9 protein-coding genes and 1 pseudogene are annotated in these 14,144 nt (G+C 43.7%); 6 read left to right on the top strand and 4 right to left on the bottom strand.

The features are described from left to right. Nucleotides 1–78 precede the first annotated feature (78 nt). The 3 genes and pseudogenes from OW495_RS16625 to tnaA all read left to right on the top strand — a co-directional run bounded on the left by OW495_RS16625 (nucleotide 79) and on the right by tnaA (nucleotide 5,140). Nucleotides 79–1,191 (top strand): GTPase, encoded by a 1,113-nt coding sequence (locus OW495_RS16625; RefSeq protein WP_289887493.1) that lies wholly within the window; start codon nucleotides 79–81, stop codon nucleotides 1,189–1,191. Continuing rightward, nucleotides 1,178–2,851 carry a GTPase gene (locus OW495_RS16620; protein WP_289887492.1) on the top strand — a complete coding sequence of 558 codons (1,674 nt, stop codon included), beginning with the start codon at nucleotides 1,178–1,180 and terminating at the stop codon, nucleotides 2,849–2,851. The genes OW495_RS16625 and OW495_RS16620 overlap by 14 nt, the downstream gene beginning before the upstream one ends. Nucleotides 2,852–3,667: 816 nt before the next feature. Beyond that, nucleotides 3,668–5,140, top strand: a pseudogene (gene tnaA, locus OW495_RS16615) (tryptophanase). 83 nt (nucleotides 5,141–5,223) lie between these two features. Here tnaA and OW495_RS16610 read toward each other — a convergent pair. Beyond that, entirely contained in the window at nucleotides 5,224–6,108 is an 885-nt protein-coding gene (locus OW495_RS16610) for a LysR family transcriptional regulator (protein WP_065111197.1), read from the bottom strand. Between the two features lie 277 nt (nucleotides 6,109–6,385). Between OW495_RS16610 and OW495_RS16605 the strand changes: the two genes are divergently transcribed. Together OW495_RS16605 and OW495_RS16600 are read left to right on the top strand one after the other, a co-directional pair. Beyond that, nucleotides 6,386–6,625 carry a hypothetical protein gene (locus OW495_RS16605; RefSeq protein WP_065111198.1) on the top strand — a complete coding sequence of 80 codons (240 nt, stop codon included), beginning with the start codon at nucleotides 6,386–6,388 and terminating at the stop codon, nucleotides 6,623–6,625. Nucleotides 6,626–6,839: 214 nt separating this feature from the next. After that, nucleotides 6,840–7,157 (top strand): Dabb family protein, encoded by a 318-nt coding sequence (locus tag OW495_RS16600; RefSeq protein ID WP_170961312.1) that lies wholly within the window; start codon nucleotides 6,840–6,842, stop codon nucleotides 7,155–7,157. A 95-nt stretch (nucleotides 7,158–7,252) separates the two neighbouring features. Here OW495_RS16600 and OW495_RS16595 read toward each other — a convergent pair whose 3' ends face one another. Both OW495_RS16595 and OW495_RS16590 read right to left on the bottom strand, forming a co-directional pair. Next, a complete protein-coding gene (locus OW495_RS16595) occupies nucleotides 7,253–8,464 on the bottom strand; it encodes a DUF3103 domain-containing protein (RefSeq protein ID WP_289887488.1) in 1,212 nt (403 codons plus the stop codon). 380 nt (nucleotides 8,465–8,844) lie between these two features. Beyond that, on the bottom strand, nucleotides 8,845–11,505 hold the full coding sequence (locus tag OW495_RS16590; protein ID WP_289887486.1) for a beta-N-acetylhexosaminidase: 2,661 nt from the start codon (nucleotides 11,503–11,505) through the stop codon (nucleotides 8,845–8,847). Between the two features lie 439 nt (nucleotides 11,506–11,944). Between OW495_RS16590 and OW495_RS16585 the strand changes: the two genes are divergently transcribed. Next, the gene (locus OW495_RS16585) at nucleotides 11,945–13,414 is read left to right on the top strand and encodes a transporter substrate-binding domain-containing protein (protein WP_289887485.1); all 1,470 of its coding nucleotides are present in this window, start codon (nucleotides 11,945–11,947) and stop codon (nucleotides 13,412–13,414) included. Between the two features lie 149 nt (nucleotides 13,415–13,563). Here the strand turns inward: OW495_RS16585 and OW495_RS16580 are convergent, their stop codons facing one another. After that, on the bottom strand, nucleotides 13,564–14,106 hold the full coding sequence (locus OW495_RS16580) for a DUF3332 family protein (RefSeq protein WP_289887484.1): 543 nt from the start codon (nucleotides 14,104–14,106) through the stop codon (nucleotides 13,564–13,566). Nucleotides 14,107–14,144 lie beyond the last annotated feature (38 nt).

The raw sequence follows: 14,144 nt of genomic DNA, 5'->3' as shown, positions 1-14,144 counted from the left end.
TGCGATGATGTGATTATATAAGTCATCGCGCCTTGTCACCAACCCGAATCTCAACATCAAGTGAGAGTTAGTCTAACCATGTTTGATCAAATAAAAGACTTCATCAATCCGAGCAAGAATCCCGATCTGACTCAGGCTCATGAATATCAGCGCACGCATCTTCCGACCTTGTGGTTGTTGGGTAAAACGGGCGCGGGCAAGTCATCGTTTATTCAAGCGGTCACGGGTGACTCTTCTGTTGAAGTCGGCAATGGATTTGCGCCATGTACCATGACGGCGATGTCGTATGAGTTTCCGCAAGACAAACCGGTGATGCGCTTTCTCGATACCCGAGGTTTGGGTGAAGCGAATTACGATGCGAAAAAAGACCTAGAAGAGATTGGTCAGGCAGGTAATGCGTTAGTCGTGGTGATGAAAGCCGATGAACCTGAACAATCCTCGGTACTTGCTGCTCTGAAACAGATTAAGAAGGAAAAGAAAATTAAGCACTTGCTGCTTGTTCATACGGCGGTGTTGTCTTCGAGTGAGACCGACCGAGCAAGACAGGTTCTGTTCAACATCAACCAAGTAGAAACGGTTTGGGGTAAGAGCTTTGAATCCGTCGCGGTGGATTTTGAAACGGATGATTTGAGCAATAACAGTGGCTCAATATATAACTATGACGTTTTGTTAGAAAAGCTGACCAACATCCTTCCTGTTATCGGCATGATGGTGGTAGACAAAGAACATTCAACTCAAGAAGAAGCCAACTTTGATCAAGTAGAAAATGAAGTGCTTTGGTATGCAGGAAGCGCCGCGGCGAGCGACCTTATTCCGGGTGTTGGCTTGGTGTCTGTACCTGCGATCCAAGCGAAAATGCTCCATAGTTTAGCGAACCAATATGGTGTCGAATGGAACAAGAGAGTGTTTAGCGAGTTGATAGGCACTTTGGGAAGCAGCTTTGCGTTGCAATACGGTATGAAATTGGGCACTCGACAGCTGATAAAGCTGATTCCGGTTTATGGCCAAACGGTAGGCGCGGTGGCAGCAGCGGCAATGAGTTTCGGAACCTCTTATGGTTTAGGTCGCGCGGCGTGTTTTTACTTCTATCATAAGAACAAAGGCGAAGAAGTCTCTGAAAAAGAGATGCAAAAAATCTACAAAGAATCCCTGAAAAAAGGTAAGGCGGCGTCGGGCTATGAAGAAAATTAGAAACCTATTTCGATTATTGGCCGTTCTGTCTAGTGGACGTTGGGGCATTGCGCTGATTTCGGCGATCTTCCCAAGCATTATCATGATGGGTTTTGGTGTCTTCTTGGCGGTTAAATACGGCTATTTGTTGGAAATGTCGATTGCTATAGCGGTGAGTACCTTGGTGTTCACCATTCCTTTATTCATCTCTAGCCGCTCTTCTCGCGAGCCAACTTATAGCGATAAGTCTGCAAACCCAGCGAGCGAGGGTGAAACCGAATCTTCGCCTAAGACTGCTGACACTGATGGTGCGTTGGTCAATGATGCGATGGTCAAAGCGTCTGATGAATGGTCTCAAGCGGAGCTGTCGATTTGGAACGATTCGAAACACTATGTACGCCAACAATTAATGGTCGAGATAGAGTGGGGTAACCTCGACCAAACCGGTTTAGAGGTACTTGAGTTTGTCGCCAAAAAGTTTGATAAGAAATCGCTCGATTTCTCTATCCCTGAAGGGCTCAAACTCTTCGAAGAAGTCAGCCGCCGGTACAAGTTGGTGGTGAAAGAACACATTCCGGGTATCGAATATCTCAAGGTTTCCTACATCAAAGCGGGCTATGAAGCCTATGACAAATACGGTGAGCTAGGGCAGAAGATCTTCAAAGCAGCTATCTGGGGCAACCACCTTAAAAACCTGTATTTGAATCCATTGAAGGTGATTTCCGATTTAGGTCGAGAGCAAGCGACATCATCCATGACCAAAGGCGTGGTCGATGACATGCAATACGCAGCGAAACAAGCCTTACTTGATGAAGTGGCTGCAGTAGCGATTGATCTTTATAGCGGGCGATTCAGCATTGAAGACGAAGCATTAAAAGCATCTGATGTGTCTGAAGTCGACGAAAAACGTTTTGCTCCTGAATTAGAGCCTGTGCGAATTGTGCTGGTGGGGCAAACAAGCTCGGGTAAATCCTCACTGATTAATGCCCTTAAGCAAGAGCTGGTTGCTGAGGTCGATGTTCTACCATCAACCGACACTTCAACGGTTTACAACGCGTTTGTCGACGATAATGACGTTCGAGTGGTTGATCTGCAAGGGCTTGACGGCAATGCTAAAACCGAAGCCTTAATGCTGAAAGAGATGACCCAAGCCGATGTGGTGCTGTGGGTACTTAAAGCCAATCAGTCTGCGCGTGATTTGGATAAGCAGTTGAAAGATCGATTTGATGCTTTCTATGACGATCCTAAGAACATCTCACGCAAGAAGCCGATTGTGGTGTCGGTTGTGAATCAAGTGGATAGATTAAAGCCTGTAGACGATTGGCAACCTCCGTATGACTTAGAGAACCCAATATCGGCCAAAGCAAAGATCATTGCTCAAGCGCTCGAATACAATCAAACTCTGTTACAGCCGGACATTGCTTTGCCGCTGGCGATTGCACCAGAAAAGGCGCAGTTTGGTTTAGATATTTTAAGGCAAACGTTGCTCGAACGCATCGCTGACGCAAATAATGTTCAGAGAAATCGCCAACGTTTTGAAGCAATGAAAAGAGGGACGTCGGTTAAAGGACAGCTGAACAAAGCGGTAAAAGCCGGTAAGAAAGTAGCACCAAGTGCACTGAAAGCCGCAACACCGAAGTTAGCTGAAATGGCGATTAAACAAGTGGTTAAGAAGAAGTAACCTGATTTAATGGCAATAGCGATGGCAAAACAATAACAATAACAATAGTAATCAAGCTCTGATGAGGCTAAAGATGAGTTAACGTAACTCAGTGATTATCAGAGCTTGTTTTAATCTACCATTACTTATTATTGAACATTTATTGCCGCAACTGTTTTTCATTACTGTTATTTAGGACTACCGTTATTTACCACCACAGTTATTTATCGACACTTGTTTAACTCGTGAACTAGTTTAATAGTATGCAAACTGATGGTCTTCACAGTTTATATAACACGGCATCGCACTTAATTGTCATTCTAAATATTGATCACATTTATACTTTCTTTCGCTGTATTTATAAAACAATTGCACTATATTTAAATTTCGGATCACCTTGATTTCAACGTAGGGATATATTGTGAACATGTATCTGAAATGGCAATCAACAACTTGGCTAACCTTGTTAGCTTGGTATACTTTAGATCACCAGCTCTCGTTCCACCTTTCTTCAGAGTAGTACCCTCTAGGCGTCACGCGCCAGCAGAGTCCTTGAGCTTTGCCCAATCCTGTTAATTTTTCTTTAAGAGATGTAGTAGTTCATGTGGCCGCTATTTGTGTTGTTATGCATGTGGTTCTTTATCTCTTAGTCATTATTAACTGGATCCTAATCAATACGTCATTGATTAAATAATTTATTTATAGCTATTAATTTTAATCGTAATCATCACGATAGTGATTGTGCGTGAAATTAAATTAATGGTGATGACTCGTGACATCTAAAAATAATGGATTTGGCTTTTTCGATTTAGGCTGAATTTATTGAAAGGTACTATTATGGAAAACTTCAAACATCTACCAGAACCGTTTCGTATTCGCGTTGTAGAGCCAGTAAAAAGAACAACTCGCGCTTATCGTGAGCAAGCCATTGTCGAAGCGGGCATGAACCCGTTTCTACTCGACAGCGATGATGTGTTCATCGATTTGTTGACCGACAGCGGAACCGGTTCAATTACTCAACGTATGCAAGCCGCGATGTTGATGGGTGATGAAGCTTACAGCGGCAGTCGCAGTTACTATGCACTGTCGAATGCGGTGAAAGATATCTTCGGCTACGAGTTGACGATTCCAACACACCAAGGGCGCGGCGCAGAGCAGATTTACATTCCTGTTCTGATTCAGAAGCGCGAAATGGAATAAGGACTCGATCGCAGCAAAATGGTCGCTTTGTCGAACTACTTCTTCGATACCACGCAAGGACACACTCAAGTGAATTGCTGTGTCGCGAAAAACGTTTATACCAAAGAAGCGTTTGATACCTCAGTGAACGCTGATTTCAAAGGCAACTTCGATGTGGTGAAACTGGAAGAAGCTATCTTAGAAGCAGGCGCGGCTAATGTTCCTTATATTGTGAGCACCATTACTTGTAACTCGGCTGGTGGACAACCTGTGTCTATTGCCAACCTTAAAGCCGTGTATGAAATCGCACAGAAGTACGATATCCCAGTAATTATGGATTCTGCACGATACGCTGAAAATGCTTACTTCATTCAGCAGCGTGAAGTCGGTTATCAAGATTGGACAATTGAACAGATCACTCGTGAATCTTACAAATACGCGGATGGTTTAGCCATGTCAGCTAAGAAGGATGCGATGGTGCAAATGGGTGGCTTACTCTGCTTTAAAGATGAGTCATTCATGGATGTTTACACAGAATGTCGAACCTTGTGTGTCGTTCAAGAGGGTTTCCCAACTTATGGTGGGTTAGAAGGCGGCGCAATGGAGCGTTTGGCGGTTGGCCTTTATGACGGCATGCGTCAAGACTGGTTGGAATACCGCATTGGTCAGGTTCAATACCTTGTTGATGGCTTAGAAGCGATGGGTATCGTGTGTCAGCAAGCAGGGGGGCATGCCGCATTTGTAGATGCGGGTAAATTGCTTCCACACATTCCGGCGGGTCAGTTCCCCGCACATGCTTTGGCGTGTGAACTGTACAAAGTGGCAGGTATTAGAGCGGTTGAAATTGGTTCTTTACTGCAAGGCCGTGATCCTGCAACGGGCGAGCAACATCCATGCCCTGCAGAATTATTGCGCTTAACCATTCCACGCGCGACGTACACACAAACCCACATGGATTTCATTATCGAAGCATTCGAGAAAGTAAAAGAGAATGCTGGGAAAGTGAAAGGGCTCGACTTTACCTATGAACCGCCTGTGTTAAGACACTTCACGGCGCGCTTGAAAGAGGTAGAAATAAGCGAGAAGCAAGCAGGAAAAAAGAATGAACAAACGCTCGAAGAAGCATTTTAAAATAAAAACATAAGCGAATAGTCACTAATCAAAAGGCTCCTTCAAGGAGCCTTTTTTCGATCATAAAGCCGTTATCGGTTGATCTACGCTTGCTTGTTTTTCAGAGCGGATTTCAGAATTTGTAATAGCCATTGATTCAAAGGCGCGTCTTTCTGTGAGCGACGACAGCTCATGACATAGCTGACATCGATAGTCAGCTTTTCCGGCAAATCAATACTTCGACATCCATCTGGTACGCTGCCATTGAGAGTGATACCAAAATAGTCAGATTTAAGTACGACATCATGAATCATTGCAGGGTGGTCAACTTCTACTTTAGGGTTTATCTGAAAACCTATGTTTCTAAGTCGCTCAAGGATCGGATATTTGTTGTCATTCCATCCAGGGGTTTTAAACAGAATGATTGGATAGTTGGCGAGTGACTCAAAATCTTTTGCAGGATGGTCTTCTCTGACGAAGAACACGACTTTTCCTTTTCCAAATTCTGTCTGAGAAATTGACTGTGGCAGGGTTTCATCAAAGTAGTGCACCGCTATCGCTTCTTCGCCGTCGATGAGCCTATTTTTAACATTGCTTCCCCATCTAACGAACGAGTAGTGAGCATGCGGGGCTTCTTTACTCAAAGAAAAGTAGAGTTTCGAACCAAAGCGTTCCCAGAAAAGCGTATTCGCGTAGATTTTGATATCACCTTGGTAAGTTTCGGGGGAAAACTCTTGATGCTTTATCGCTTCTACACTACTCAGAATCTGCTCAAAATTAGCGATATTGGCTTCTACGAATGAAGTAGGTTCGAAACCTTGTTTGGTTTGAATGAACAAGGGGTCGTCGAGCTGAACCTTTAACTTAGACAAGTTTTTACTGATTGCCCCCGCCGTTTTGCCCAACGACTCTGCGACCAAACCAACATGACGAAGTTCGTACATACGTTTGATGACTAAGATATTTTGGATATCTAAATTGAAGTCCACAAGCACTCCGAATTGAGTTGATAAGGATGAGCTCTCGCGTTAGTTACACGAAAGAAAAACATCTGACCTTAGTATCATAGTCTTGAGAGTCTTTAGTTAAGACAGAACAGCGTCAAAATGTGACTATTACATTGATTTAAAACTGTATTGATTGTGAGCGATTTCTATTTTGTAAATCTTGGTTTTCCTCGAGTGCACAACATCGGGTTGTTAAAGTTACCTCAACAAAGCAACACACTAACCAAACAACAAGAATTAAAACAATAAGAGGTGACGTATGAAAAAACTAATCGCATTAGGCTTAATGGCGCTTTCAATGAATACTGCATTTGCTGCCGATGGTACGTATACAGGTACAATCGACATGACAAGAAGCGAAGGTAATCAAGTAAAGGCTGAGCGTGTTGAATCTGACTTAACACTGGAAGGAAGAAATGAAGCGTCTAACGGCGGAATCCAATTCCAAAAGAACGTAGATCAAGACCAAGCGATCCAGCTTACAGGTCGTCGTGATTAACATTAAAAATGTGCTTACCATTGTCATGAGAAATGCTGCGCCCTTGGGAGCAGCATTTTTCGTTTTGGGATTTGGGGTATTTTATAAACTCTAGTGGTCTAGCCTTGGCATGGTGTGTAACGTGTGGCATTTTGTCTTTCTATTAACGTTAACTCACGACTCGATGTGGGCTCGAATGACACACAAGCAAACGAAGACTCGAAAAGGACTAGAAATGAATCGAAAAGAAACGGGAATGATTCGTCATATTTTGCTGATTAAGTTTAAAGAAGAGGCTGAAGCTTCTGAAATAGAGAAACTGAAAGGACTGTTTGAAGCGATGCCCAGTAAGGTTGAAGGCGTGACTTCAGTCGAGTGGGGGCTAAACGACAGTCCTGAAAACAAGAACCAAGGTTATACCCATTCCGTTTTAATGACGTTCGCAGATGAAGCAGGGCGTCAAAACTATCTTCCGCACCCAGAGCATGATGCGCTGAAAGATGTGTTTCGTCCTTTGTTAGATGACATCATCGTGTTCGATTACTCCCTGTAATCAGTTTTTCAGTGCGTCTCCATCTATCTTGAGTCACCTTTGCTAACCAAGAGTTAGGGCTTGTATGACTAAGCCCTAACCAATAAGGAACAGATTTACTCTGTTGGCGAAATTGTCACAGGAGTAAATGATGCGACCGCATTTCCGCCAGCACCCGGGCGATCAACATAAGGGGTGTTTTGCATTAAGGTGTAATACACGTCCACGAAGTCATCATCATTCACTAATACGCCATCAGGAATTACGTCGATAATCTTGCCTGTGATCTGAGGGATAATCGCATAACCCTGAACTTCTGGATCAGGAATCATCTTCAGTATCTCTTCAGCGGCTTGAACCAATAGTTTTGCTAACGCTTTATAATCAGTACCATCATCGTGCTCCATCAAGATCATATCGGCAGCGCCCCAGCGGTAACGAGGCCAGAAAATGACGGTTTGATTTGGGTAGTAGGTTTGTTTGTCGTAATCCAGATAAGGCATCTCAACGAGGTCAATCTGTGGCTCTATACGGCTTGAATCAACCCCAGTGACAATAGCGTAGATTTCAGCTTTGCCAGAGATCCAAGGTTCTCTATCGATAGCCAAACGAATCTTAGATAATTGGGTGGTGTTCAATTCTTCAGGTTCAGACATCGTCATTGAGCGAGTCGCTTTGCCTAAGAACGTTTGTTTCTGAGCTTTGGACATACTGGCGTCAGTTTTGCTATCGCTATTGATTTGCGTGGTGGTACCTAGTTTCTGCATCTCGCTCTGCATTGCCATTAGGCCTGCTTTGAGTTCTTCTGCGCCGTTACTATCAATGACAAATACGGGAACGTCTGGCGTTTGGTACACGTCTAGTTCGTGAACCTGCCCATACACATCATAGGCTTCAATGTATTGCCAATTTGAATCATCGCCTGATGGTTCGAAGGCAAACAGCGGGCTCTCGCCGTTCTTCCAAGCTTCAATCATCGCTTCATCGGCCATGCGAATCTCTAGCAAAGAGTCACTGAAGTCGTTGACCCCTTTCATCTTACGGTAGCTAAGGTCGGCTTTTTGCATCTTGCTTGAAAACGCGGAGTAGGGCTTGGTTGAGTTAAGCTTGTCTATCGGTGTAGACAGTTGCTTTTCTGTTATCTGGTCTTTTAAAGAAAGCTCGAGATCGGAGTAGCGGGCACTGATTTGCAACGCTAAAGATTGCTTTTGTGCTGAGGCGTTCTCCGAAAGAGAGCGTGTGTCTGTCGTGTCGATATTGTTTGCATAAGACTGGAAGCCAACCACTGTCGTTGCAAGTACCATACTGATAGAAAAAGATGGTCTCATAAATAATCCTTATTTTAGTTTTTATCATTAATAGAGCATTTGCCCTACAGGATAAAACCTATCAGTAAGGTGAATGTGTTCAAAACTTAGTCAGTCATTTTTATCTCGTTGTACAGCACAGGATCTCAATTTAAAGAATTTATAAAATATTAAGTTGGCACTGGCTTGATATATGCAAATTTATAAACCAATCAATAAGAGGTTCTGCAATATAATTAACTCCTTTGTATTTCTTATGAGTACATTCGGTGTTTACTCCACAACATCGTATCTGTAGGCAAAAAGAAAGCCTGCTCATGATGGGCAGGCTTGATCGATTCGCGGTTATTGAAACTTAGAATTTCAAACTGCGGGTTTAATGGCTATTCCGCTGTATTCGTTTATTGGCCATATGGAACTTCAATGGTTCTGCTGGTTCGGTTCCCTAGGTGAGAAACACTACGAACCAAAACGCTCGACTCTACTGAAGGCTTACTTGCATTGAGGTAGACGTGCCAAGATTGACCGTTGTCGGTTGAATATTCTAAAGATAATCCCGGAAACTGAGAGTTCATATGTAGTTTACCTTGGAGGATCTTCCCTCCCGGAACGGGCAAGCGGTATGTGATGTCTCTCATTTCCGTTTTTGCCAATTCACGTTGGCCAAGAATACTGGCAAATCGGCTCCAATCGTCGGTCAAGATGTTCTTGTTAGTACGCTCTGTGGTAGATGAGTACTCGACATCGGCTTGATACTCTAATTCCCATTCCGCCTTGTTCCACGCTCGTTCAGCGACTGCCATTAGGCGAGGGAAGGCCATGTATTCATACTGAGCGTCAGTTCTGATGGTTTCAGACCACAGAGCTGCTGAGAGGCCGTAAACAGGTTGGTTCGGCGTGAGCGTTCCTTTAGCGGTATAAGAATCTCCATTTCTATCCTTCGCTAGTTCTGCATTTTGCGGCAGGTTCTCTGGGGTGTATGAGAACATCTTGCGAGTGTCAGAGGCTCGTGTTGCCCAGTAGTAGCCGCGTTCATGCTCGTCAACCTCGTAAGGCATATCGAGATAGATATGGTCAGGGTTAGACAACACGACTTGATAACCATCGTTCACGAGTTGGCTCGACGCGTCGCTTGCTCCCCAGAAAACCGTGTCCCATAAGTTGACACGTGTGTTGTCGGTGGCAAGAGCGTCTGAATTCTCAACGTACTTTAGCCCGTCTTGCCACGCTTGGAAGGTCGATACGTTCTGTTCTTTTAATAGCTTTGAAACTTCGATGGCAAAGTAGCTCAACAGTGCGTCTTGGTTTTCTATTTCACCAGATTCGATTTTGGCTAAGCATTGAGGCGATTTCTCATAAGGTTTGTGTTCTTTGGAGAGATCAATTTGTCCTTTGCCCACTTGAGGCGCGTCGTTTATGTCTTGGAAGCCATTACCAAGCTTGATGTTCTTGGCTTCGTCTCCTCCGAAATGCCACTGGGTTAACGGCATGCCGGCTTCTTCGTGCATGCTCTTAACTTCAGTGATGACCTTGTTTACGAACTGTGTTGAAGACTCAAGACACGGGTTGATAAAGCTTTGACGATTATAGAACTGAACGGTGGTCACGTTGGATTCGTCCTGTGGATCGAGAAGGCGATACTGCTCCGCTTTTTCAACGTCACCTAAATTCATGTATTTTTGATAGCGAGCTTCCATCGACATTACGGCGGCTCTCGCGTGCGCTGGCATATCAAATTCAGGAATCACTTCGATTTTGTGTGCTTTGGCATACAGCAAAATGTCGATGTAATCTTGGCGAGTAAAATACCCCGAGCCAAAGTTATCGTTGTTAGCCCCCGAACCGAGCTGCGGCATCAAACATTGCTGTTCATCTTCATTGAAACAACGTTGGCTGCCAACCTCCGTCAGTTCAGGTAGCCCCGGAATTTCTAGTCTCCAACCTTCATCTTCACCCATGTGTAGGTGCAGTTTGTTCATCTTAAAGGCGGCCATTTGTTCAATGGTTTTGAATATCGTGTCTTTAGAGTGGAAGTTACGGCCGACATCCACCATGAAACCTCGATATTCAAACCTTGGTGCATCGACCACCTTCATGGTTGGAATGGTGTAACGAGAGAAAGGGTCGTAGACATTGAGGAGCGACTGCATCGCATAGAACACGCCAATCTCGTCGATAGCAATAATGTTAATGCTGTCTGAGTTGATCTCTAGCTGGTAGCTCTCTTTATCCTTAATCAGTTCGGCATTTTGATATTGAACATTGATGTTAATACCACTTTCCAGATTGGTAATCCCCATCATGTCAGCTTGGTTAATCACGGCTTGCTTAGTTGAATCTGATACCGGCAGTGAATCTAGGTTGAGACCTTGGATAATGGGTAAATAGCTGCCAGTGAACTCTACGTGTTTCGGTGTTGGTAGAATCTCGCCCGTCGCTTCTCTAAATATCATGTCCTGATTATTCTCAAAGCGGCTTTCTGCGGTTGATCTTGGGTTGTTGTCGTCGACAGAGAATCGAACTTGAGATTGGTCCAAACCTTTAACGAACATAGTGAGATCTTCCGTATCTGTAGATGCGATGTTTTTTGCTTCTGCGCCTTCAGCAAACACAAAGGCGCGCGGCATAAAGTCGGTGTAAGAGACTTGCCACGCTTCGGATATGATCGGAATAGTATGGGTCTTGTTCTTTTGGAAGCCTGTGAAGTGATCACTCGGTTCGATCTTATGCAGATCTCCGGTTATGTGCGTGACCTTAAATTCTTTGTTACGGTTCTCTAAGACTGGGCGAATACTATGGAAATAGATCGACCAATCTTCGATGTTTACTTGAGACCCATCATTGGTCAGAACGATGTTGACCAAGTTGCAAGATGCATAATCCGCTTTGAGCTCTGCACAAGCAATACCATTTTCGCTGCCGTAGTTTGTAACGATTTCAAACGACATGTCTAAGTTGTCGGCGAGCATGTCGACTTTAGTTTGTGTGGTGTTTTGAGTAGGCGAACCACACCCTGATAGAGCGGCGAAACAGCAAATGGCAAGCAGTGATTTTTTTAACATGGTTATTCCAATGGGAAGAAAATTTCGGCCGTATTATGCAAGGGTGGTTGGCTTTCGTTAATGCGCTGTAGCCTATACAAGATATAGGGTTTATTTATAACACGTCGTTCTTAATGCTTGATGTTGATGCTCATGAGCGGGACGTTGACTGCGAGATAATGAGGGCGTTGTACGCGAGTAACAGTTATAGGAATCACCTATATCGACTATAGCGAGCTCGATATTTCGGAGCGGGTGGTTTTAGGTATAATTCGTCTCCCTTAATCAATAACACAACTTAAACGATCCACTGCGCACACCACGTTACTCTTAACAGCAATAATCTCCTCACTCGACCAACGTTAAGCAAGTTCCTTTACGTTGAACTGCTTCAAGTGAAAGACCTCCCATACAACACAATTGAGGTTTTTGGGCTTCTACCGCATTAGGAATACTAAATATGACGAATTTTAATGGCGCCTCACGCTTATCGAAGGTGTTGGTTTTTATTTCTATTATTTCCAAATCAGCTTTTGGTTTTGAAGTGCCGGACAACGCCCATAAATCCTATATCGGTGACTTCGATGTGCTGCAGAAAAAAGGCGTTGTTCGCGTGTTAGTCTCTGGTGATGTTGGCTTTTATCATATTGAAAATGGCAAGCCGAAAGGGATTCTCGCGGAACAAATTCATTACTTTCAACAGGCGTTGAAGGTTCGTGATCCTTTGCTGCGTGTTCAGGTTATTCCGGTTGAACGAAGTGAACTGCTGAGTGCGTTAAATCAAGGCCGAGGCGATATTGCGGTGGCGAACTTAACCGTCACAAAAGAGCGAGAGCAATTGGTCGATTTCAGCATCCCCATTCGTAGCGACATTGATGAACTGTTGGTGACGAACCATTCTACCCCGTTGATTACCGACATCACTCAGCTACAAGGTAAGGAAGTTTGGCTAAAACAGAACTCCAGCTATATCAGCAGTGTGCATACCGTGAATAAGCAGCTAGAACAGAACGGTATGGTGCCTATCTACATCCATTTATTAAACAATAACATCCAAGATCTGGAACTGTTGGATTTGATTAAGCGTGGAAAAATCACTGCAACGATTGTCGATAGTCATAAGTTGGAGTTGTGGGGAAACCTAGAACAAGATATCCGAATTCATAGGGATCTCGCCTTTAGGCACAATGCGGATATTGCTTGGGCTATACGTAAAAATAACCCACAGTTGAAAGCTCAAATCGATCAGTATTTACAAGAATCAAAACAGGGAACTTTGCTTGGCAATGTTATTGATAATCGCTATCTGGAAAGCATTACTTGGATGAATAGAGCATCGAACGCTCTGCAAAACGAAGAGCGAGAGAAGCTCGAAGAACTGTTTGTCGCGTACGGTGAAAAGTATGAAATCAATTGGCTCATCTTGTTAGCGATGGCTTTCCAAGAGTCTGGTTTAGATAACACAAAAATATCGCATCGTGGTGCAGTCGGTATTATGCAGGTGATGCCTAAAACAGCGCGTGATTGGTACGTCGATATTGATGACGTCTACGACTTAGAAAGCAATATTCACGCTGGCAGTAAGTATCTACGTTTCATCTACGATCGATATTTTGATCTTCCAGAGTTGTCCGATATCGATAAGATTCACTTCAGCTTAGCCGCTTATAACGCAGGCCCAGCTAAAATAAGACGAATGAGAGTATTGGCAGCCAAGCAGGGCTTTAATCCAAATAAGTGGTTTAACCATGTTGAGGTTATTGCGAGAAAAAACATTAGCCAAGAGCCAGTAAAATACGTCGCAAACATTAATCGATATTTCACTATTTACCAGCGACTCGATGAATTCCAAGACATCCGAGAAGAGCAACTAAGTAACATGACTCGTCAGTTGAATGTGAAACGTTTTTCTCCTTACTTTGCTTATTAGTCGTGGCTATTCTCCATAAGCCATAAGCCATAAGCAATAAAGCAAAAACTGTAAACAAAAAAGAGAGGTTAGCGACTAAGCTAACCTCTCTTTTTTATAGGTACTAACTAACTGACTTGATGGGGGTGTATCAGTTAATTCTGCGTTACTTACGATTGCTTAGCGGCTGCCATGTACATTTGCATCTCTTCTAAGCTTGTTTTCGCAATCACTTGGTTATCGAGAGAGTAACGCACTTCATCACCGAAGCGTTGGCCTGTCAGTGTCGCGCGAGTACCGTCGTTGTAAGTTAACTCGATTATGATTTCATCTTGGTTGATTACTTTCATTTCACTGTGGTCAATCACATGCTTTGCCAGCGGGTCGATTGGCGCTTCTGTTAGGCTGTCATCAAGTTGGTCATTAACATCAATGTAAGTATCAACCTTGCTATCAAAGATGTGTGGTTTCTTATTGATTGGGTTTTTACCCGTCCAAAATTCCAGCGAGTTAAACACGATGTAATCGGCAGCAACGGTAATACCGTAAGCAGGAGCAAGCAGCATGTTTAAGCCACCACGAGCGTAACGGTTATCAACGGCTTTAACGTTAAACTCCATTAGTTTACCCGTTACTGCGTTGCTACCTACGCAGCCAAATAAAGTTACTAGGCTTGCTGAGATTATTATCGGTTTTACAAATCGGTTCATCATTCTCTATTTCTATAAGTGTATGTTTAGGAACCGGTAAT

Source organism: Vibrio sp. 14N.309.X.WAT.E.F5 (genome assembly GCF_030397615.1).
GTDB classification, from domain to species: Bacteria; Pseudomonadota; Gammaproteobacteria; order Enterobacterales; family Vibrionaceae; genus Vibrio; species Vibrio lentus.
Note: the sequence above shows the minus strand (reverse complement) of the source record. Positions and strands in the feature narration are given on the sequence as shown.